At 50.1% G+C, this 20,224-nt stretch carries 19 protein-coding genes; 2 read left to right on the top strand and 17 right to left on the bottom strand.

Going from position 1 to position 20,224, the window contains the following annotated elements; genetic code table 11:
* Positions 1 to 225: 225 nt before the first annotated feature.
* The 9 genes from EIZ37_RS02625 to EIZ37_RS02585 are packed head-to-tail and all read right to left on the bottom strand — an operon-like array spanning position 226 to position 8,935.
* Positions 226 to 1,980 carry a CRTAC1 family protein gene (locus EIZ37_RS02625; protein ID WP_235827873.1) on the bottom strand — a complete coding sequence of 585 codons (1,755 nt, stop codon included), beginning with the start codon at positions 1,978 to 1,980 and terminating at the stop codon, positions 226 to 228.
* Complete coding sequence (locus EIZ37_RS02620) at positions 1,977 to 2,975, bottom strand: DUF1702 family protein (protein ID WP_134683006.1); 999 nt, start codon at positions 2,973 to 2,975, stop codon at positions 1,977 to 1,979. The genes EIZ37_RS02625 and EIZ37_RS02620 overlap by 4 nt, the downstream gene beginning before the upstream one ends.
* On the bottom strand, positions 2,972 to 3,217 hold the full coding sequence (locus EIZ37_RS02615) for an acyl carrier protein (protein ID WP_134683005.1): 246 nt from the start codon (positions 3,215 to 3,217) through the stop codon (positions 2,972 to 2,974). The genes EIZ37_RS02620 and EIZ37_RS02615 overlap by 4 nt, the downstream gene beginning before the upstream one ends.
* A gap of 24 nt (positions 3,218 to 3,241) precedes the next feature.
* Positions 3,242 to 3,997 carry an SDR family oxidoreductase gene (locus EIZ37_RS02610; RefSeq protein WP_134683004.1) on the bottom strand — a complete coding sequence of 252 codons (756 nt, stop codon included), beginning with the start codon at positions 3,995 to 3,997 and terminating at the stop codon, positions 3,242 to 3,244.
* Positions 3,994 to 5,262, bottom strand: a complete 1,269-nt coding sequence (locus EIZ37_RS02605) for a beta-ketoacyl synthase N-terminal-like domain-containing protein (RefSeq protein ID WP_235827882.1) — start codon at positions 5,260 to 5,262, stop codon at positions 3,994 to 3,996. Before EIZ37_RS02605 ends, EIZ37_RS02610 begins: the two co-directional genes overlap by 4 nt.
* A complete protein-coding gene (locus EIZ37_RS02600; protein ID WP_134683002.1) occupies positions 5,204 to 6,100 on the bottom strand; it encodes a beta-ketoacyl synthase N-terminal-like domain-containing protein in 897 nt (298 codons plus the stop codon). Before EIZ37_RS02600 ends, EIZ37_RS02605 begins: the two co-directional genes overlap by 59 nt.
* Before the next feature lie 30 nt (positions 6,101 to 6,130).
* Positions 6,131 to 7,294: a beta-ketoacyl-[acyl-carrier-protein] synthase family protein gene (locus EIZ37_RS02595; protein ID WP_134683001.1), complete on the bottom strand. Its 1,164-nt coding sequence runs from the start codon at positions 7,292 to 7,294 to the stop codon at positions 6,131 to 6,133.
* An 18-nt stretch (positions 7,295 to 7,312) separates the two neighbouring features.
* Positions 7,313 to 8,281: a tetratricopeptide repeat protein gene (locus tag EIZ37_RS02590; protein WP_134683000.1), complete on the bottom strand. Its 969-nt coding sequence runs from the start codon at positions 8,279 to 8,281 to the stop codon at positions 7,313 to 7,315.
* Between the two features lie 15 nt (positions 8,282 to 8,296).
* Positions 8,297 to 8,935, bottom strand: coding sequence for a helix-turn-helix transcriptional regulator (locus EIZ37_RS02585; RefSeq protein ID WP_134682999.1), 639 nt, complete (start codon positions 8,933 to 8,935; stop codon positions 8,297 to 8,299).
* A 297-nt stretch (positions 8,936 to 9,232) separates the two neighbouring features.
* Between EIZ37_RS02585 and EIZ37_RS02580 the strand changes: the two genes are divergently transcribed.
* Positions 9,233 to 9,445, top strand: a complete 213-nt coding sequence (locus EIZ37_RS02580) for a hypothetical protein (RefSeq protein WP_134682998.1) — start codon at positions 9,233 to 9,235, stop codon at positions 9,443 to 9,445.
* Between the two features lie 42 nt (positions 9,446 to 9,487).
* Here EIZ37_RS02580 and EIZ37_RS02575 read toward each other — a convergent pair whose 3' ends face one another.
* From EIZ37_RS02575 to EIZ37_RS02565, 3 genes are read right to left on the bottom strand one after another with little or no spacing between them, the layout of a single operon-like run.
* A complete protein-coding gene (locus EIZ37_RS02575; protein WP_134682997.1) occupies positions 9,488 to 9,856 on the bottom strand; it encodes a cupin domain-containing protein in 369 nt (122 codons plus the stop codon).
* A 19-nt stretch (positions 9,857 to 9,875) separates the two neighbouring features.
* Positions 9,876 to 11,186 (bottom strand): aminotransferase family protein, encoded by a 1,311-nt coding sequence (locus EIZ37_RS02570; protein ID WP_134682996.1) that lies wholly within the window; start codon positions 11,184 to 11,186, stop codon positions 9,876 to 9,878.
* Positions 11,187 to 11,217: 31 nt separating this feature from the next.
* Positions 11,218 to 12,108 carry a glycosyltransferase gene (locus EIZ37_RS02565; protein ID WP_134682995.1) on the bottom strand — a complete coding sequence of 297 codons (891 nt, stop codon included), beginning with the start codon at positions 12,106 to 12,108 and terminating at the stop codon, positions 11,218 to 11,220.
* Between the two features lie 158 nt (positions 12,109 to 12,266).
* Between EIZ37_RS02565 and EIZ37_RS02560 the strand changes: the two genes are divergently transcribed.
* Complete coding sequence (locus EIZ37_RS02560; RefSeq protein WP_134682994.1) at positions 12,267 to 13,109, top strand: PDZ domain-containing protein; 843 nt, start codon at positions 12,267 to 12,269, stop codon at positions 13,107 to 13,109.
* Positions 13,110 to 13,124: 15 nt separating this feature from the next.
* Here the strand turns inward: EIZ37_RS02560 and EIZ37_RS02555 are convergent, their stop codons facing one another.
* The 5 genes from EIZ37_RS02555 to EIZ37_RS02535 form a co-directional block, all read right to left on the bottom strand.
* The gene (locus EIZ37_RS02555) at positions 13,125 to 14,702 is read right to left on the bottom strand and encodes an amino acid adenylation domain-containing protein (protein WP_134682993.1); all 1,578 of its coding nucleotides are present in this window, start codon (positions 14,700 to 14,702) and stop codon (positions 13,125 to 13,127) included.
* Positions 14,703 to 14,749: 47 nt separating this feature from the next.
* Positions 14,750 to 15,700, bottom strand: a complete 951-nt coding sequence (locus EIZ37_RS02550) for a hypothetical protein (RefSeq protein WP_134682992.1) — start codon at positions 15,698 to 15,700, stop codon at positions 14,750 to 14,752.
* 15 nt (positions 15,701 to 15,715) lie between these two features.
* Positions 15,716 to 16,255: a hypothetical protein gene (locus tag EIZ37_RS02545; RefSeq protein WP_134682991.1), complete on the bottom strand. Its 540-nt coding sequence runs from the start codon at positions 16,253 to 16,255 to the stop codon at positions 15,716 to 15,718.
* Between the two features lie 208 nt (positions 16,256 to 16,463).
* Positions 16,464 to 18,431, bottom strand: coding sequence for an ABC transporter ATP-binding protein (locus EIZ37_RS02540; protein ID WP_134682990.1), 1,968 nt, complete (start codon positions 18,429 to 18,431; stop codon positions 16,464 to 16,466).
* The gene (locus tag EIZ37_RS02535; RefSeq protein WP_134682989.1) at positions 18,428 to 20,197 is read right to left on the bottom strand and encodes an ABC transporter ATP-binding protein; all 1,770 of its coding nucleotides are present in this window, start codon (positions 20,195 to 20,197) and stop codon (positions 18,428 to 18,430) included. The genes EIZ37_RS02540 and EIZ37_RS02535 overlap by 4 nt, the downstream gene beginning before the upstream one ends.
* Positions 20,198 to 20,224 lie beyond the last annotated feature (27 nt).

The raw sequence follows: 20,224 nt of genomic DNA, 5'->3' as shown, positions 1-20,224 counted from the left end.
TCTTCGATACCATGGATGTATGAAGGGAGCCAGGAGATCAATCCTGTCATCTTGCCGATAGTTCTTCGCTTGTCCATCCTGGTAAGAGTCCGCATTGTTTGAATGCTTCACGCTTCCTTTCCTCTCTTCGGGAGTCTTTTGGCAATTTGTACAACCGCAGCAACATTTGTTTTTTGCTTCCTCCATTTGGCTGCCCCTTTCTCCTTCTCGTTTTTGCATGCCAGCTTAGCGTGTTGGAACGGCGGTGTCGGGTTCCTCGATTCGGAGTATCTGGTTAGCCGCTACATTTTCTAAGACCTGGACCCTCCCGCTCGGCCAGCGGATACTGATCGAGCTGACACGGGTCGCTTTTCCCATGCCCAGATGGAGGCGCGGATCGCTCTGTGCACCGTGGCTATTCCCGCCGTCTTTTTCCATCACCGTCTTCACCCCATCTATGGTAAAGGTTACTCTCGCTCCGACCGCGTCACGGTTACTGGGAGCGCGGCCAACCAAATCCAGCTTGATCCAATTGTGCTGGTTTGTATGGATGTTCTTGTACACACGAGCTGGTGCCCCTTGATTGGCATAGACAAGATCCAGCACTCCTTCGTTTTTCAGATCTACCGCCGCTACACCCCGAGCATCATCCCGGAAGGTAATCCCCACCTCTTGCGCAACATCCCGCATCTTTCCGGCTTGATTCAAAAAGAGTGATTTCGGTTCATAGCCAGACATGCTCTTATCCTCAAAAGGCGTCCAGTTTTTCGTATCCTCGACAACATTGCCAGGTGTCGTTGCGAGAATCCCCATGTCAAACCAGTAATCTTTGTCCGGGTTAGCTGAAATAAAACCGTTGGCGATTGCCAGGCTGAAGTTTCCGCTGTTATCGACATCCAAAAACTTCCCGCCCCACGTGAACCCTGAATGGATGACCCCGAGTTCCTGCGCTCGGTCAACGTATTGACCCTGCTCATTTTCGTGCCATAATTGGTTGCCTTCCAATAAATAAGTGGGCTTGCTGATATTGCTGACAAAGAATGCCAGCTTCCCATCATGGAACAGATCCGCAAAATCGACGTTCATCCCTTTGAAGGTATCATCGCCGACCCCGCGTTTTTGGACGACTGGTTTGAATTGTTTTCCTTTTTCGTTCAAATAGAGCATATCGGGGCCAAAATCATTGGCATTGTACAGATCCGGCCATCCATCGTTATTGATGTCCGCAGAGCCAGTTGCCAGCGTCCAGCCCGGGTCGTCCACGCCCGTCTCTTTTGCGACGTTGGTGAATGTGCCGTCCCCATTGTTTCGATACAAAACATTCCGACCGCCATTGCGAGCCCGTTCAAAATCGTCATAAAGGACTTTTGTGGTCGCGCTGTTCCATAAGTTATCTGTTTCACGGAAATAGCAGCCGAGATACAGATCCAATAAGCCGTCGCGATTGTAGTCCAGCGTGATGGCCTTGTTGACATACCCTTGATAGCCGACTCCCGCTTTTTCTGTAACCTCCGTGAAGGTTCCATTTCCGTTATTGTGAAAAAGCTGACTTTTCCCCCATTTCCCGACGAACAAATCCGAATATCCGTCGTTGTCTGCATCTAACCATACAGCAGCCTGCGCGATGCCTTCCTGATTGGTGTTGGCGACTCCGGCTTGTTCCGCCACCTCTTGAAACGTGCCATCCCCCCGATTCCGATAGAGGACGTTTTTGCTGCCTCTTTTGGAATTGACAAAGTAGAGATCCATGAAGCCATCCCGGTCATAGTCGGCTACGGCAACCCCAGCCCCCGTGCTGGCAAACCACGGATTGATCCTGGCCAATTTTTCATCGAATGTGTCTTTCTCATGGATAAAGTCGATCCCTGATTCTTTCGTGATTTCCTGGAATCGGAAGCCATGATCAATCGGCTCTGACTCGGGTGGAATACCAGCGCATCCGGCCAGCATCACGAGAAGCCCGGCAGAAAACAGGCAGAAAGCTTGGCGCAAACTCTTCATCGGCTGTCACCTCTATTTGATAAAATCAAGGATCTTGTCACATCCATCCAGCGGACGTAATATCGTTCCGGAGACTCGTTGCGAATCATTTCTTTTGCCAGATATACAACCTCGATCATGTCGCGTACCTTTTCCCTCTGCACGGCCGAACCGCTTTTCAGGATTTCCTCCCAGTAAGAGCGATTCTGCAGACGGCGCGCTTCCCAACCGAATGCCATTCCCTGCGTGTACGCTTCTTGATAGGCCAGAGGCACCTTTTCCCGGATGTCAAAGGCAAACGACATGTGATCGAAGCGGCTGTAAGCAACTGCCAGCCCGACTCCACTTAAAAAATCGGCCCGATCGCGGTGTTCTATGTGCTCCATTTCCTCCAGCACCCGATCGAAATCGAATTTGTACAAAAACCAGAAGCTTCGCCCCAGTCCCTGATAGCAAATCCTTCGATATTCCTCGGAAAACTGTGCAAATTTCCGAATAATCTGCTTCTGTTTCCCGTAGTGGAACAAACCTGTACGAAAGCCAACCCCGTCAAACAAGATCGGACCATAGCCACGATCCAGCTGTCTCAGCCAGCGTTCATAGCCTTTTTGTCGAAAACCGAACAGGATATGCAGCCACCACCCAAGTCCCACGTAGTATTGATAAATATGATCCGACGACAATTGGTGAATGAACGATTCAAACTTACGGCCGCTATTCCAGAAAAGCGTGGCTCGCGCTCCAAACCCCATCCCGGTGCCTTCATAGGCAAAGCCACGATAAAAGGCATCAAAGGACGCTTCCAAATGCTCGCGAATCCATCCAATCGGCAGAAATGGAAGACGGGCACGGTTGTATCCTCCCAAGAAGGCATGGAGCACCTTGAGAAATCTACCCTCAAAAAAGTCGGAACCGTGGAGCGAGAAGGTGCTTGCCACTTTTCCCGGATGTACGCTTGTCCAGTGAATCATACCAACCAAAACCAGCAGGATCGCGATGAACAGCAGACCGGTCATGGACGGTCACCTTCGACCAAAAGAAAGATATCTCGCAAGGTTTTGATTTGTGACAATTCTTCCTCGCTAAGCCGGTGTCCAAATTCCCTTTCCAGGTAGACGGCAAGCTCCAAGGCCATCAAAGAATCGATTCCCAGCTCTGCCATCGGTGTATCTACATCCTGTTCACCCACATTCTTTCCCGTCATTTCCCCGACAATTTCACTCATTCGCTGCCAAACCTTGCTCGATTCCATCCCCATGCTGCATTGCCTCCTTTTTCATGTTTAAATGAGTCCCCCATCCACCACATACGCTTGACCAGTGATGTATGAAGCCGCATCCGAAAGCAGGAACAGTGCGCACTGGGCGACTTCCTGGCTACTTCCAAAACGTTTTAGCGAGATAGACGCGTATAACTCTTTGCGTCTTTGCTCCGAAAATCGGCTGACCATGTTTGTATCGATATAACCAGGTGCAACAGCGTTGACACGTACCCCCAGTCCCCCCAATTCTTTAGACAGCGACTTGGTGAAACCGATCAATCCTGCTTTCGCTGCTGCATAATTGACTTGTCCGGCCTGCCCGACAAGTCCGGTTACGGAGGAAATATTGACGATGCTTCCTTTTGAGTATGCCAGTGGCAGGATGAGTGCCTTGCACAAGGTAAACACGGATCCTAAACTGACCTGCATCACATACTGCCATTCTTCCTGCGACATATGGCGTATCGATGAATCCCGCAGAGAACCAGCATTATTGACCAGAAAATGCAGCCTCCCTGCTGTTTTTGCACTGACCGTATCGATTAACCGCTCGACCTCTGCCTGAGAGGAAGCATCACAGCGGATGGCATGTACCTCCGCACCTTTTGCAAGGCATTCCTCCACAAGAGATTGGGCGGAGCCTTCATCCTTCGCATAGGTGAACAGGACCCTTGCTCCCGCTTCTGCCAATTCCGTGACGATTTCCCGACCGATGCCTTTCGATCCCCCCGTCACCAATGCTGTTTTTCCGGTAAAATTCCATTGCAGCTGTCTCATCGCCCCAACTCCTCATTGATCTTCTCAAAGAGCGCAGCAGCTTGAAAACCGCCATAGGCAGTCACGGTTTTCATCGCGTGTCTGACTCGTTTTTCCTGCGTTTCTGTCAGGAGGGAGAACGGTAGGTGCGGATCGGGAGTAGTGTGGTTCACCGTACCCGGGATCACATCATGCTTGATGCACATCATGAGTAGGGCGGCTTCCAGCAAGCCGTTCGCTCCCAGCGTATGCCCGATCGATCCTTTGAAAGCCGTAATCGCCGGATCATTTCCATGTCGGGAATATGCCGTTTCGATTTCTTTCATCTCAAAACGGTCCCACAGCGGTATACCAGCCCCATGGGGAATTAACAGGTCCAACGTGCCGGCGACGTTATGCGTGTCAATCACATCGGCTATTACTCCCGCGTAAGAGTGCTCCGTGACTTCAGGCAAGCTTAGATGCCAGGTATCTTGCCGGAAGGACCCACCCTTGTACACACACCATGGCCTCACTCTTCGTTTGCGGGCATGGTCCGAAGATTCCAGCAAGATTGCCGCTGCGCCGTCCCCTAGAATGGAGCCGTCTCGCCGCGCATCGAATGGTCGGATTTGTCCCTTTTCCGAGCTGAACCCTCTCCCACTCAACCAAAGATGCTCCGTAGCATGGGCATAGTCGGAGCAGGCAACCACGACGGCGTCTGCTTGCCCGCTCGCGATCATCATGCGCCCCAGCTCCAACGCGTATAAGCCCGAGGCGCACGCATTATTGATCGTGTACGACATGCCGTGAACTCCCAAAACTTTGGATAAGTTAAAAAGATGGGGAAAGCTTTGCAGCCGAAAAAAATCTTGCTGATACTGCTCATACGCCTTCAAGGGAGACAAGGGGGACTGCTTTTCGGTATCTCCTGAAATCATCTTGTCAATCAGACGATTCACACCCAAGTTTTCATGTGCGATGACCAACGAGACGCGGGAATGGCCATCCGGTGTAAAATTTGCTTGCTGCAGGCACAGCTTTCCGACTGCCGCTAGAAAGACGAAATCAAGATCTTCCGTCAATCCTTCCACATTCATCCATTCATACGTCGCTGCACCCACAACATCCCTGATGTCAGGCACCGGTGCCGCATAGACCGGGTAATTCAACATAGAGCCATCTTTCAATTTGTACTCACGCCGGATCTGGGGAACGGATTGCTCAAGTAAATTTTGCCAATTCTCCTCAGCTCCGATCCCAAGCGCAGAGAGCATGCTCACTCCCGTGACACAGACATCCGTCATACCCACTGAACCCCTCCTCCCTTTGTCTCTCTAACGTGAGCACATAATGGTCTTCATCCTTGTCATGTACGATCCATGTGTCATAATTAGAGCGATGGACTTCAGCTTGCCGGACGCGTTTTTGCAGAGTCAAGAAAGCATTTTGAGGCGGACAGGTGGGAAGCAGGCCGTTCGGAAGGCAGGACTTTCGGGTCACGTCAAACCGCAATGATTCCGGATTAGTGGGTTTTTCTTTATGGAGGACCACCGCCGACACGGACTCAAAACCACAGGACGCTACCCGGTATGGGAGGGGAGAATTCGGCGCAGCCAGCTGGACTTCGCACACGACGATCCGTTCGACAAGTCCGCTTCGCAAGAGATCGTAGGCGTATACTAATGCTTTTGTTGCGGAAAACTCCCCGTCCGAAACAGTTGAATTAATCCCCCGCAGATGGTAGTAGATAGAAGCGTAGCCTGCTAAAACATTGAGGACCGTATTGGGAAACAGCCCAGGATTCACCTTGTGCGGTCCGAATTTTATCGCCTCCTCTTCCATCGCGAGGATGGCTTCCAGATTAGAATCGTTCGTACTGAGAATGATCCCCGTCTTCTCCGCTTCCATGGACGCAGGTTCCAATGGCACGTGGACTCCGGCTGAGCGCAGCGCTTCGCCGATCACCGCACATGTCAGTCTCCCTGCTTTGGATACGCGGTTTAACCCACGTAAGCCGAGTGCTTCCGCTGAAAGCTCTGGGATTGTGACCGTTTCGTTCTCCCTCAGCTCTTCCGGAATTTTTTCAATGCCAAAGCCCCATGGAGTAATAGCAGCCATGCCTGACAGATAAACTCGATCCATTCCATCCTCCTCATCAAGTTAAAGAATCCTTTACACTTTCCCCAGCAATATGCTTGAGTTGATGCCACCAAAGGCGTACGCATTGGATAGCACGTAATCCACCTGTTTTTTTCGGGGCTCAAAGGCGATGACATCCACATTGCAAGCCGGATCCTTCTCCACTAGATTGAGCGTGTGCGGCAGCATGCCTGTTTCCAACGCTTTTACACAAACCACTGCTTCGATCGCACTCGCCGCACCCAATGTGTGCCCGATGTTTGCCTTGATAGAGCTCGTGACAATATCTTCCCCCCAGATATGAAAGAGAGCATTTGCCTCCATTCGGTCATTTGCCAAGGTCCCCGTTCCATGTGCGCTCACGTAGCCGACCTGCTTTTTATCGATATCCCCCATGAGCAATGCCTGTTTGATCGCAGCGATCGCCCCTCTGGCGCTTGGATCCGGCTGAGTGATATGGTACGCGTCACTCGTCAACCCATAGCCCAGCATTTTCGCCCGCGCGTGTCCTCCCCGTTCTTCCACATGCTCTCTTGACTCCAGGATGAGCACGCCCGCGCCCTCTCCCAGTATCAGCCCCTTTCGATTCACATCAAACGGTTTTGACCGATCCGGAGCCATCGCCCTGATGCTGCTGAAACCGGTAAAGGCAGCCCAAGAGAGAATATCCACACCACCTACGATCATGATGTCGGCTCTTCCCCCCCGAATCTCGTCAACCGCTCTTGCCAGGGCGAAGTTTCCTGCCGCACATGCATTGGTCAAGGTCAATCTCGGTCCTTTCAAACCGTAATTTTGGGCTATCTGTCTCGCGATCCAGTGCGGCCCTTTAGCAGGCATGCTTTCACGCTCGTGCTCCATTCTTCCATAAGGAACCACTTCCCCCATGGTGGTGCCGACAGAAATGCCGATCCGGCTCTTGTCGAGGTGATCAATTTGTATGCCGGCATCAAACAAGGCGTCTTCCAGCGCAGTGTGAAACAACGTCGTTGCCCTACCCAACCGTTCATTTACCGGCAGCGCATACAAAGCCGGGTCGTCGATTTCGCATCCCACTTTGTTCGTGTGGCTTTGGACATCAAAAGCGGTGATCGGCTTCACACCGTCCTTGCCCTCCAAGAGCCCGCCCCAAAAATCCTGTAGATTGGAGCCGATGGCAGTCATCACACCCAAGCCTGTTATCAAAATATCCTTCAAGCTGCTTTCCCCCTTCTGTCAGCTGGATGGCTCGTGCCACAAGATACTGATGTCGGAAATATCCGGATCCGGCCGTTGAAAAAAATCGATGCCCCTGCTGTTTTTGACAAATTCATACGCTTGGCTCTCATTGAGCTTCGCCCGTTCCCGTAACCCTTTTTCCTCGGGATATTGCTCCGCTCCGTCGCGCCACACTTTGATCCCGGTCTCGATATCGCCATTTTTCACCAATGCATCTCCATATGCTTCATAGATGTGTGGCCACAACCGTAGCGGCATGATTGGTTCAAGCTCCTTGGCCACCGCCAAACAGTACGAGAAATCTTCAACGGCATAGGGCGTACGGCGCAGTCCGCTGGGCCAATACAGATTGTTGAGCCCTCGTGCGTAACGGGCCATCAGATCGTATTCGTTTTGCTCCAAAATCTCATTTAATTCCTGAATGGAGCGAAGAGACGTCTGGCCCAGCACAGCGGTGCCGAGATCGGGGTTTTGTAGCAAATCGACATAAGCAAGCGCTTTTTGCAGCTGGATCCGTGGCGATGACCCCTTCACTTCTTCCAAAAACGATAAAAGTTGATCCGCTTGCGAGGTGCTCATCATGTGAAGGCGCAGTGTATTGCTGTAGGCCATATTATCCGGCTCAAGTCTGATTAGCTCCTGCAAATAGCGCACGCCTTTTTCCTGATTTTCGCTGCTCCCACGCAGTTGCTTCAGCGCGTACGAATAAGCGATTGCGGCGTTATCAGCCGTAATCTCGTCGGCCGTCTGCGGAAACAAGGGACTGCTTTCAGGCTTGTCCACCAATCGTTCCACCACTGCGGCCTCTTTTGAAAAATCAAGGTTGTATTTGCTGACAGGCACGGTTTTATTGACAACCGGTAAATTGTAGGAATGGGACCAGATCCCCCAAAAGGTGTAAAACAAGAATGCGGAAATTAAGGTCAGTACCAGCAAAACGATCGTTACGGCCGCTTTTGTTTTCATTCATATCCTCCTGTTTTATGCTTTTCTTTTCATGAGGCTCTCTTGTCGGTAATGGGATGGCTTCACACCGACCAATCGTTTGAATACTCTGCCAAAATGAGTCAGATCGTTATAACCGACTGAGTAGCAAACGTCCGTGACCGGCTCGCCTCTTTGCAAAAGGATTTTCGCGCGTTGAATTCGCTTGTTCATGACATACTGTTTGAAGCCAGTGCCAAAATGTTTTTGAAACAAGCGCGAGTAATGACAGCGGCTGACATAAATGTGGGAAGCAACTTTCTCAAGGGAGAGATCGTCCTCATACAGATTTTCTTCAATAAAGGAGAGCGACTCGAGCAGTTGCGCATTCATTTGATCGGGGATCTGCATGGTCTCCATCGACTCGATGAATGAGAGTAGCAAGTGCAAAAGCTGCTTGTTTACTCCGGAGAAAAACATAATGGGGTTGTTAATTTTCAACTCATTGACTTTCCAAGAAGGGGGGAATGCCATCTCGTGTGTGATCATGATGACGAGGTGGTAACTTTGCTTAGTGGCTAGGCGGATTGCTTCACTGTAGTTCTCCACCTCATGAACATGAATGCTCGGGGACAACTTAGGCGGATAGTCCTTTTGAGTCAACTGATTCTTATAGACCAAAACTAGAAAATCCAATTTCTATCATCCTCCAGCTCCCAGATATTGTTTGCTAGAGAGATCGTAACAATTTTTAGAAAATTTCGTTCCGCTTAAATTGTTTAAGATACAGCTTATTTTGTCATCCAAACTTCGACGAAAGTTAACATTCAAAATCTCTCATAATTCGAAGAATGATTCTGACATGAATCGCGGATTATTGACATTATCGCGGGAATTTGACGAATCGATCCAACAAGAAAAGAAGAGTCTCCCCTGCCGGCATTCTAGTATGCTTTCTTCAAACCATCTGAAATCAGCAGAGGAGGATCTGGCATGTGGAGCCATTGGATGTCTTATCAGAATCGTTATTTTTGGGAAATGGATCATCCGCTTCCCTTTGATGAGTGCGCTTATCAGCGTTGTCATCACAAAATCTATTTCGGGGACAAGGCGTGGCAGTATGACGATCAATGGTATTGCAGTGCGAGCTGCCTGGCAAAAGAAGTCGGCGGCGTCCGCAAATATATTAAAGTTCCTGAACGTTAATGCGGGAAAAACAGAAGCCCAGTCACCAGACTGGGCTTTCTTTTACTTTTGCATCGATTCTATCGGTTCAAATCGATGCTTGGACGGATTGTAATCGATATATATCAAAAATGTGCATCCGGTTTCCGTATAGACATCATGTGCCTGTGCCCCTGCCGCGGTTAGGAAATCTCCTTTTCGCATCACATCTTCATTCAATCGTACCTCCCCTTCTACCAGATAGGCAATTTCTCTACGCGGATGGTCATGCATGGGGATTGAACTTCCCGGATGGCATCGAACCAAAAATACATATCTCTCCAGATCCGGATCCTCCCATAAGTAGCACATTTCCGTTCCCTCGTAGATGCCCTCCTCCCAAACCATTTCTTCCTTGGGTATGATTTTATGTTTGTTCTGAGCGTTTTCCATTTTCCATCCTCCTCTTCGTTTACATGCTTCGTACTGCTGCCAGCACACCTTTGACAAGAAATTCGGCCTCATCTTTCGTCAAATTGAGCGGTGGATACATCAGCAGAATACTATTGAAAAAATTACCCAGGATGCCTTCCCGCTTTAATGCTGCTGAAAATCGGGCACCCCATTCATAGGAGACAGGTTCCTTCGTTGCCTGTTGGGATACAAACTCGATGGCCAGCATAAGCCCCATGCCACGAATATCCCCGACATTGGGGTGCTGGATGAATTCTTCCTGAAAACGTTGAAGGATGTAGGCTCCCAATTCGCGGGCATTCTGCATCAGGTTCTCGTCTTGAAGGATATCGAGGGTTTCAAGAGCCGCAGCGCATCCCACGGGATGACCGCTCTGCGTGGAGCCATGTAGAAAGATTCCTCCTTTTCCAAACAAGCTTTCGCCAATCTCCTTATGCAGCAAGGTAGCACCCATCGGAAAAAAACCGCCCGTGAGCCCTTTTGACAATGCCACAAAATCTGCCTCGATCCCATAACAATGGGAAGCCAACCATTGCCCCGTTCTTCCTACACCGGTGGCGACCTCGTCGACAATCAAGTGAATTCCATATTTTCTCGTGATGTCTCTCACCCCGGTGATGTATGCGGCTGGCAAAGGAATGATTCCATTCACACCTTGAATAGGTTCAATCAGGACTGCCGCGATACTATGCGGATGCTCCTCGTGAATGACTTCCTCCAGGACATCCAGGCAGAATTTTACGATGAAATCAGGGTCCCCTTTAATCGGAGGGCGGTACAAGTTGGGGGCAGGCACACGGACGCAGCCGTCGAGTCCTTTTCCAAATGATTCTTGTATGCCGAGATGAGTGACCGATCCCGAGCCATAAGTGGTGCCATGATAGGCTCCCTCCAGGCTGATAAATTTCTGGCGTCTGCTTTCTCCCCGCTGTGCAAAATATTGTCGGCTGAACCGCATGGCTGTTTCCACCGCTCCGGATCCGTCGTTGCTAAAAAACACCCTGTCATAACCATTTCCTGAGAGTTTCAAAATTCTGTCAGCCAATTGGATCAGCAACGGGTGCGTCTGTTCGCATGTGGAGCCAAAGCTGAGTGTCTGCAGCTGCTGTACCATGCGCTCAATCACCCGCGGGTTACCTAAACCAACTGAAGGAACAGCGGTTGTTGCATACAGATATTGGTTCCCCTCGGTATCATAAACCCACGAGCCCTGCCCCCGCTCCAAGCAAATGAAAGGATGCTCCTTCATTTGTTCGGGTGGGGGCATATAGGAAAAGGGGTGTACAGCTTGATAGGAATGTGCATTCATGAAATCTCCTCATCTCCTCCGGCAAATTGTTTTAAAAATTGGTAATCCTTACATAGAGCGGCGGGTGCATCGACAGGCGTTCCGTGTTGGTAGAAGAGGTGTATCGCAGCAATTCCTGCATGCTTTGCTTCCCTTGCATGAAGGATAAAAACGACTGCACCACAGGAGCAGGGTGTTTGGCGGCAAAATACCGATGGCTCTTTTCCATCCGCTCTTGATAAAATCCCTTTTCTTCCCTGGGATGGGCGATATGAACGTTAACCGCAGCCGCCTCGTACCGGAACGCTTTTCCCATACGGTAGCAGCGATAGCCCATTTCAAAATGCTCGAATCCCCACTCTGTAAAATGTTCATCGAATCCGCCGATTTCTCGAAAAGTGGAAACTGGCAGCGACAGATTCCCGCTGAAAGCCGCAATCCAGGACAATTGGGTGAACCCCGTCCCGCCTGAATCAAACAGTTGGTATACCAGCTGACAATACTGTGGGATCCGGGAGCCTTTCTCATGGAGATAGTTATCCAGCACCTTCAACCGGTTACGGTACGGATGGTGGACATACATTTCCCTGACCTGTCCAATCGTGATGGTTCCGGGATCGGCTTCCTGCGCTTCCACATGCGCTTTGATAAATTGAGGATGGGGAATTCGATCGGCATCACAAAAGATCAACAGCCCATCTTCCGCGATTGCGGCTCCCCTGTTCCTGCTCACTGCTCGTCCGCTTCTTTCCAGCCTCAGGTAGGTTAGATTAAGGTCTTCTTTGTAGGCTTCCACAACCGCTTCAATCGGCTCCGTCGATCCATCGTCAACCACAATTATTGGACAATGTCGATATGGCGCTTCTTGTTTACAAAATCCAAACAAGGTCAGAGATAGGGCAAAAGCTTGATTATAAACCGGGACAACGACCGTTGCGTTCATCGCATCACCTCTTCTGGGAACCAAAATGGTTTGTCAAGCTGCATTATAGGAGGATTGTATGCATGGATGCTCGGCTATTGTTGGCAGCAAGCCGACAGGAGAGCCCGTAGCGTTCCATGCGCGGCTTCGGTCAGAATAGACGCGAGAGGTGATGACGAATGGAAAATCAAGCAACAAGCACCATAAAAATGCACATAGAAGCTCCCATCGAGAGGGTTTGGCGATATTTATCGACCCCCGCAGGCTGGAATGATTTTCTCAGTGATATCGCTACCCATACAAGAGGGAAAGACTCAATCGAGCTTGGAGATCAAGTGCAGTTTGTCATCGGGGAACTTTCCTATCAGGCTACTTGCATCAAATGGGAGAAACCGTATATCATCGGTTTTCAAGAGCAATATAAGGCCCTGTTTCCCAATGGCGACAATTGGAGCTACGAACTGCAGACTTCCTTTTTGCTCCGCTGTCTTGGTTGCAACACCGAAGTCGTGGTTGATGTATGCGGATTTCATAGGGATAACATCATGCAGTGGGTGAGAGAGTGTGGAGAAATGGGGTGGAGACAATCTTTATTCAATCTGAAATGTGTGATTGAGCTAGGTCTGGATCTGCGAAACGAGATATTCAATTATCCGCGCCTTGGCGTTTTCAATCAAACGGCGGGTCAACAGCTTTTGTCGGAGCATGGGATCCGGGAAGGCGGCAATGTTTTGCACAAGGTCTATCCGAACAGTCCTGCTGCCCTTGCCGGACTCCAGGATGGCGATATCATTACCCAGATTGACGGGGAACCCGTCCCGACGTACAAAGATTTCGTACGGGTACTTTCCCGCTTTTATCGGAAAAACGGTCATGCGCGGATCGAATTTTTCCGCGATGGACACCGACAAGTGACGATTGCCCATCTGACATATGATGATCGATTTACCGGTATGATCGATCCCACGCAGATATCCCTGGAGGATGTCGCAGAGCAGCGAAGAAAAGCCAGCGATGCATGAAAAACCACTCTATGTCTAGAGTGGTTTTTCCATGTTTACCGCCCATTTTCGCAAAGTAAGGCGATCCAACTTTCCATTGGGAGTCAACGGCATACCATTCACTTGGTGATAATAGGAAGGGATCATGTAAGCAGGCAGCAGCCGGGATAAAAATTCCTTTACATTCCCTGCTTCTATCGAACTGGCTGCGACAAAAAACGCATACAAATTTTTGTAGCCATACGGCGTCTCAACCGCAATGACTGCAGCCTCCTGTAACTGAGGGTGCTGCATCATCACATGCTCCACTTCCTTGAGTTCGACGCGATGGCCGCGAATTTTGACCTGCTCGTCTTTTCTGCCAAGAACGACGATTTCCCCATTCGGCAATGTTTTGGCAATATCACCGGTGAGATAGAGTCGCTGCCCCTCTCCAAATGGGCCGTTGACAAACTTGCGATCGGTTAATTCGGGATTGTTCAGATATCCAACGGCTAAGGAATCGCCCGAGATGCAGAGTTCTCCGATGTCCCCTGCCGATAATGGCTTCAATTGTTCATCGACAATATAAACACTGGTATTCGCCAACGGTGTACCGATGGTCACTTCCTCGGCTGTCGTCATTTCTTTTATGGTCGCCCATACGGTTGCCTCCGTTGGCCCGTAAGCGTTGTAAATCTTGGCAGAGGTGACTTCTCGCACTCGCTGCACCAGCGAATAGGCCAAGTGCTCACCACCGATGATGATTTCACTTAATCGCCTGAATCCTTCCAAATGCTCCCCCGCTTGCAAGATTTGCAAGATTCGCGTCGGGGTCCCTTGCAGCATATCGACATGGTGCTTCAATAAAGTCGCATTTAACACGCGCGGATTGATGTATGCTGCCATATTGGCGATGACAACAGTCATTCCGCGCGCAAGAGGGATGAGCGTCTCAAGGACAAAGATATCGAAGGAAATGGTGGTAAGCACGATGATCGATTTCCCAGGTGAAAAATCAATCCGTTCACAAATACCCTCCAGCAAGTTGACCACAGCCTTGTGGGATATCATCACACCCTTGGGCTTTCCGGTTGAACCGGACGTATAGATGACATAACAAAGCGTTTGTTCGGAAACGTTGACCCGGTCAGCCGCATGCTCATCCCCTCGTGCCTCCGCTGTCTGTACATCGATGACCGCCCCCGTAAAGCATACCTTTTCCATGAGGTGCTGCTGGGTAAGCAGGATTCTCGTTCCGCTCTCTTCAAGCATATAGGTGATGCGATCCGGCGGAAAATCAGCATCGATCGGCATGTAGGCCGCACCAGCCTTCAGAATGGCCAGAATGCTCACGATCATTTCCGCAGAACGTTCAACAAAAATTCCGATCAGCTCATTTTCTGCTACGCCGTGACCCATGAGATACCCCGCAACCCTGCTCGCCCGTTGATCCAATTCAGCGTAGGTCCATTGCTTGTCCTGATCAACCAGTGCGATCCGTTCAGGGCTTTGGCGAACTTGTTCCTCGAAATAACTGTGGATCGGCTTTTTCCTCGCGCCTTCCATTCCTACTTGATCAAATTCCTTATGCTGCATGAGCTGTCTCAGTACGCTCAGATCTTCTTTATTCATTTCTTCCCCCTTGCCTTGTCCTCAAGTTACTCCAGATGCCATGCAGATCAGCCATACCAATCCAGCTTGAACCCCCATCTGCCGATATCAAAGGCAAAAGAGAGTCCCCAGTAGTAAACAAAATAAGCTCCGCCAGCCAGCATCGCGAACGCTCCGAGCAGCTCCATGCGGGAAGGATGGTTGGCTGCCCAACGGGATAATTGCTTGCCAAAAAACGCGTGTACCGTGACCAACAAGATTAGCATGACCGCCACCTGAGCCAGCCCTTGTACCGCCATGGTTAGTGCCCCATAGAGCGGGTGATGGGCACTTGCCATGTAGGTGAGAAAATCGCGAAATACCGGAAAGGGTCTCCCTACAGAAAAAAATCCCACCAGCATTCCCATCATTCCCGCCTTGGTGACCGTGTCCCCCATGATGAGGCGGAAACGCATCGGGAGCATTCCAAGGAATCGGTCAGCAAAACCGAAGGCAATCGTGCCCCAGATGAGCATGATTACACCTAAAATCGTAAAGGTTATCTGCGCTTGCCAGATACGCACCTCTCGTTCGTTGTATACCTGCAAGACCCCGGACTCAAAGGAGCCTACAACCAGACCATAAAAAAAATTGACGACAACAACGGCGAACGTAAATACGGCAAGCGTCGTCCATATCAGACTTTTTCTAGCCGAGACATTGGAGGCGCAAGCAATCCCTGGCATCATCGCGAATACCACGCAATTGCAGGCGGTAAAAGTCGCTGCCAGACCTGCTACCGCGGCATACAGGAAGCCAAAGTCCCAGCCGTTTTCCTGAAACGTCCCTGCCAAGGACTGCGTATCCCCGATTAACGGTCCAGCAACCATCTCCTTGCCAAACCCATCAACCAGCTTATAGTTCCAAAACCCCGCAATGACAACACCAACAATTAAGGCAACCACGGCCCATGAGATCCTCTGCCGAAGCGAATATCCATGATTCATGCCTGCCGCGATGGTCGCTTCCTGCTTGTCCATCCATATCCCCCTCATCTAATTGGCACTTTGTAACGCGCAGCACGTACAATTGCTCTTCCCTATATCGCTTTTCGGTGGACGAGCATGATAGTACATGCCGATGACCATCGGCACAAAGACAACGGAATTGTAAAACAGGTGCAGCTCGATACGCGGCATGAGCAGCTGAATGATACTGGTAGGGGCATCGGCGCCAAACAGGTAGGCATGGCTGATCGCCTGGACAAAAAGCAGCGAGTGTTCAAACAAATGCCAGCCTTGCAAATAAAGGGATGCTCTCCACCAGCCATACGACCGTCCCGCGAATCCGTATTGCAGCAGCAAAAGCCCGGCAAACATCAACACTGCGTATGCAAAATGGAGGAGCTCTGATGAAACCAGCCATGGATACTGGCTGCCCAATGCTCCATGCGACATGTGTCTGGGCCACCCGAGCACATACACTTGATAAGCCTGCACCAAATGTTCAATCCAGTGGGCGATCACGATCACCATGAATACCTGTAGAGACCGCTTATGCCAAACTGTATTCGCTTTGTGTACCAACGTTCCCATATCGTTCTATTCCTCCCCTACTCACTGTCCTGTACCCAGGCGATATCCTTTCAACGTTCATCGTCGCTCTTTCAAGATGCAACCCCCCATTCGATGATGGAATGATGTTCGAAAACCTGCTGATTCCGCTATACGTATCGTAATGAATACTGCGAATCCTTACTCGGCTTTCATTTTGGCGATGCGGATAAAAAAAAAGAAACCAGCTTTAAAAGCTGGCTTCCCGCTTCATTTCCCTATTTACCATACTGTAATACAAACCTTTTTGCTCCATTAACTGATCATGAGTCCCACGCTCTACGATTTCGCCTTTCTCCATCACCAAAATTTGATCGGCGTCAATCACGGTGGACAAACGGTGGGCAATCATGATGATAGTATGTTCTCGTTTGAAAGGAAGCAAAGCCTGCCTGATCCCGTTCTCAGACTCACTGTCGATGCTTGCCGTCGCCTCGTCCATAATGAAAATCGAAGGTCGGTGGGCCAAGGCTCTCGCAAACGAGATTATTTGCCGTTGGCCAGCCGAAAAGGACGCTCCCTTCTCCGTGACTATTGTATCCAATCTTTCCGGCAGACTTTCGATGAACGTATGTCCTCCAGCGTCCTTGATTGCTTGCTTGATCTCTTCGTCCGTGATCGAATCCTCATACATCCGGATATTGAAAGCGATGCTTCCCAAGAAAAGAAAAGGCTCCTGCTGTACAAGCCCCGTGTTTTTACGGATATAGGACTCCGAAATCGTCGAGATGTCTCTTCCATCGATGAATATCGTTCCTTGATCGGGTTCGTAAAACTTCAGCAGAAGATTCACGAGAGTAGACTTGCCAGAACCCGTGCTTCCTACAATCGCCACCGTTTCACCCGGTTTCGCTTCCCATTTGATGTTTTTTAGCAGCGGGGCTCCTTCCTCATATTGAAACCACACGTTTTCAAACTTGATATGCCCCTTTGGTTTTTCCTTCCCGTCCACTTCCACCGGGATTTGCATGGCTGACTGTTCTCCCTGCAGCAAAGAAAGCGATTTTTCCGCAGAAACCACCGATCGCTGCACGGAGGTCAGCTCTTCCAGCATATTGACGAGCGGAGAGACCATGCGCCCCAAATAATCGATGAAAGCATACAGCACTCCCAGAGAAATCGTTGAATGAAGCGCCTGTCCGCCGAGAATCCACAGCACTGCTGCGATAAGCAAGGTCTGTACGAGTCCGGATATGTTCCACCCTGATAATTTGTCGATACTGGCCTGGTTCAGGCGATTCCGGTAATGCTCTTCATTATGGGCCCGATACTCCTTCATTACCTGATCTTCTCTAGTGAAGGTCTGGATCATCGGCAAAGCTGCGACCGTCTCCGCCATTAATACGTTCATCTTACCGAATTGATCTCTTGCTTTGTCCAGAAACGGTTTTGAGTACTTCCAATGCAGCTTGGTGGCCAGCACAAAAATCGGAAACACTACCAAACATAAAACACCGAGCTTCGGATCGAGAACAAACAGCGTGAGTAGTATCCCCGCGAGCGTCACCAGATTGACCACATAGGTAGAAGCGATCGTCATCAATAGTCGTTTGATTTCCTCGGTATCATGGGTCACCTGAGTGACTAATTCACCCGAAGGCAGCTTGTGAAAAGAGCGGAGAGGCATCGCATGAAGCTTCCGCATCATCTCCATGCGGATGGAACGAATGATATCGATAAATGAAGAGCTAAACAGGTACGTTTGCCACACCTGTAGCCCATTGCCCATGATGACGACACAGGCAAACACAGCAGCATACAAAAGTCCTTTGGATAGGTCGCGCTGATAGAACAACAGCAGATCCGCTGGGAAAAGTCGTTCCTTTTCGATCCCAAACGAAAGAACGAGTCCTTCTGTGTCTTTCTCGATGGTCATGACCGGCCAGTCTGGATCAGGTGAAACCCCTTCTAACCAATCACTCCGGATATAGACATGGTCGCGGAATTCTACGGATGGTATGGAGTCCATCTTTCGGTCCACCAGATACCATTGGGCACCAAAGGCTTTTGTGAGATCGCCGTCAATGATTTCTTTCACAATAAGGGGACCGCTTAACTGAAAGGCCGTCGCTGCCAGCAGCACGATGATGGCTGCAAGCATCCTCTTTTTTTGAGCGGATGCGAAATGCCATAAGGTCACGAGCACTTTTCGTGTCATGCGGTCACCTCCCCTCCCGCATTTTTCAGCTCTTGGGCCAGTTCCATCTGTTGTCTTTCGTACTGACGGTAATACCAGCCCTGCTGTTCCAACAGCCGTTCATGCGTTCCTCTCTCCATCACTCTGCCATCCTGCAAGACAAGAATTTCGTCGGCATGCTTGAGTGCTGAAAGCTTATGACTGATGATAATCGTAGTTTTCTCCTGCCTACTTGTTCGAATATGCTCAAGAATCGCATGTTCCGTCCTCGTATCAACGGAAGAAAAGGCGTCATCGAGCAGCAGAATCTCCGGATCAGCCAGCAATGCCCGCGCGATCGCCAATCTTTGTTTTTGCCCCCCGGAAAGCCTGACTCCGCCCTCACCGATTATCGTGTGAATCCCATTTTCCATCTCCCTTATTTCCTCTTCCAGGCATGCCCTATTCAGCGCGAGGCTGATTTCTTCCATAGTAGCTGTCGGTTTCCCCAGCAATAGGTTATACAAGATGGATTTCGAAAAAAGCATATGCTCTTGGGGAACGTAGCCAAACCATCGCTTGTAATGATCGGCCTTGATGCGCTCTATAGGGATTCCTGCCACCAGAATCTGATTCGCATCCACGGCATACTGACGCAGCAACAGTTTTGCCAACGTGCTTTTACCGCTCCCTACGGCCCCCGTGATCCCTAACGTCTTGCCCCGCTCCAAACGAAAGGATATTCCATTCAACCCGTTCAGAGCGGTATCCGGATATCGAAACGACAGCTCGTTCCCTTCGATCCGCACTGGGTATTCAGGCAACTCATTCCCTTCCTCCACGAGAGAGGCCGTATCATCCATTACTTGGGAGAAGCGATCTTCCGCAGCCTTTGCGTTGCGCATCGTGTTGACCAGCGATCCAAAAGCGAACATGGGAAACGACATATAATTTACATACACGATGAAGGTGACCAACTGACCCAGTGAGATTTCATGGAGAAAGACCAAGTAAGCGCCATACCCGATCGCGACAGCAAGAGCCAGGCCGCTTGCCATATTGATGGCCGGCCAATAGACAGCATTGGTCATGGCCAGCCTTTTATTGGCGGAAGCAACCTTATCCGCAGAAACCGCAAACGAAGCAAGATTGCCCTGCTCCTGAACAAAAGAGCGCAGGACCCTCATCCCGCTGATGGATTCCAGCACATGATGATTCATTTGGCCAAGTGCCCCTAAAAATGCAGAGGCACGGTGCTGGATTTGCCCTCCCAAGAAATGAATGGAAAGAGGGATAAACAAGAGCGGTATGAGGCTGACCAATGTCAGTTTCACATCAACGTAGAACAGCATGGTTAGCAGGTAAAACGGAAAGGTGACCAAAATGTTGGTCAGGCTGAGCACTCCCTCTCCCAGCACAGCGCTGATCGCACTTACTTCATTTCCAGCATGATTGAGCAGATCACCGGTACGATGACGCTGATGAAAGCTCGGCGGCATCGATACCAGATGCTCGAAAAATTTGGAACGCAACGCTTTGTTCATCAACAGTTCGTTTTGCTGCAGCCATCTTCCCCAGAGAAAGCTGACCACATACAGCAAAAAGGCGAGGCCGACGATGAGCAAAACATCGCCTCGCAGCCCCATCTCCGTTAATTCGCCGCGGGCGATCAAATCGATTACCTGCCCTACTTTATAAGGAATATAGAGGCTTATCGCATTTTCTGCCATGTTCAAGAGAAACACACCGGCTAGCACGGGCCATATTTTTTTCAGTAACCAACGATACTTGGAATAAAACCACCTCATTCATTCACTTCCTTATGAGTAGTTACA

The organism is Brevibacillus migulae (genome assembly GCF_004521915.1).
Taxonomy (GTDB): domain Bacteria; phylum Bacillota; class Bacilli; order Brevibacillales; family Brevibacillaceae; genus Brevibacillus_F; species Brevibacillus_F migulae.
The sequence above is the reverse complement of the archived record's forward strand: the minus strand, read 5'-3'. Positions and strand labels throughout refer to the sequence as shown.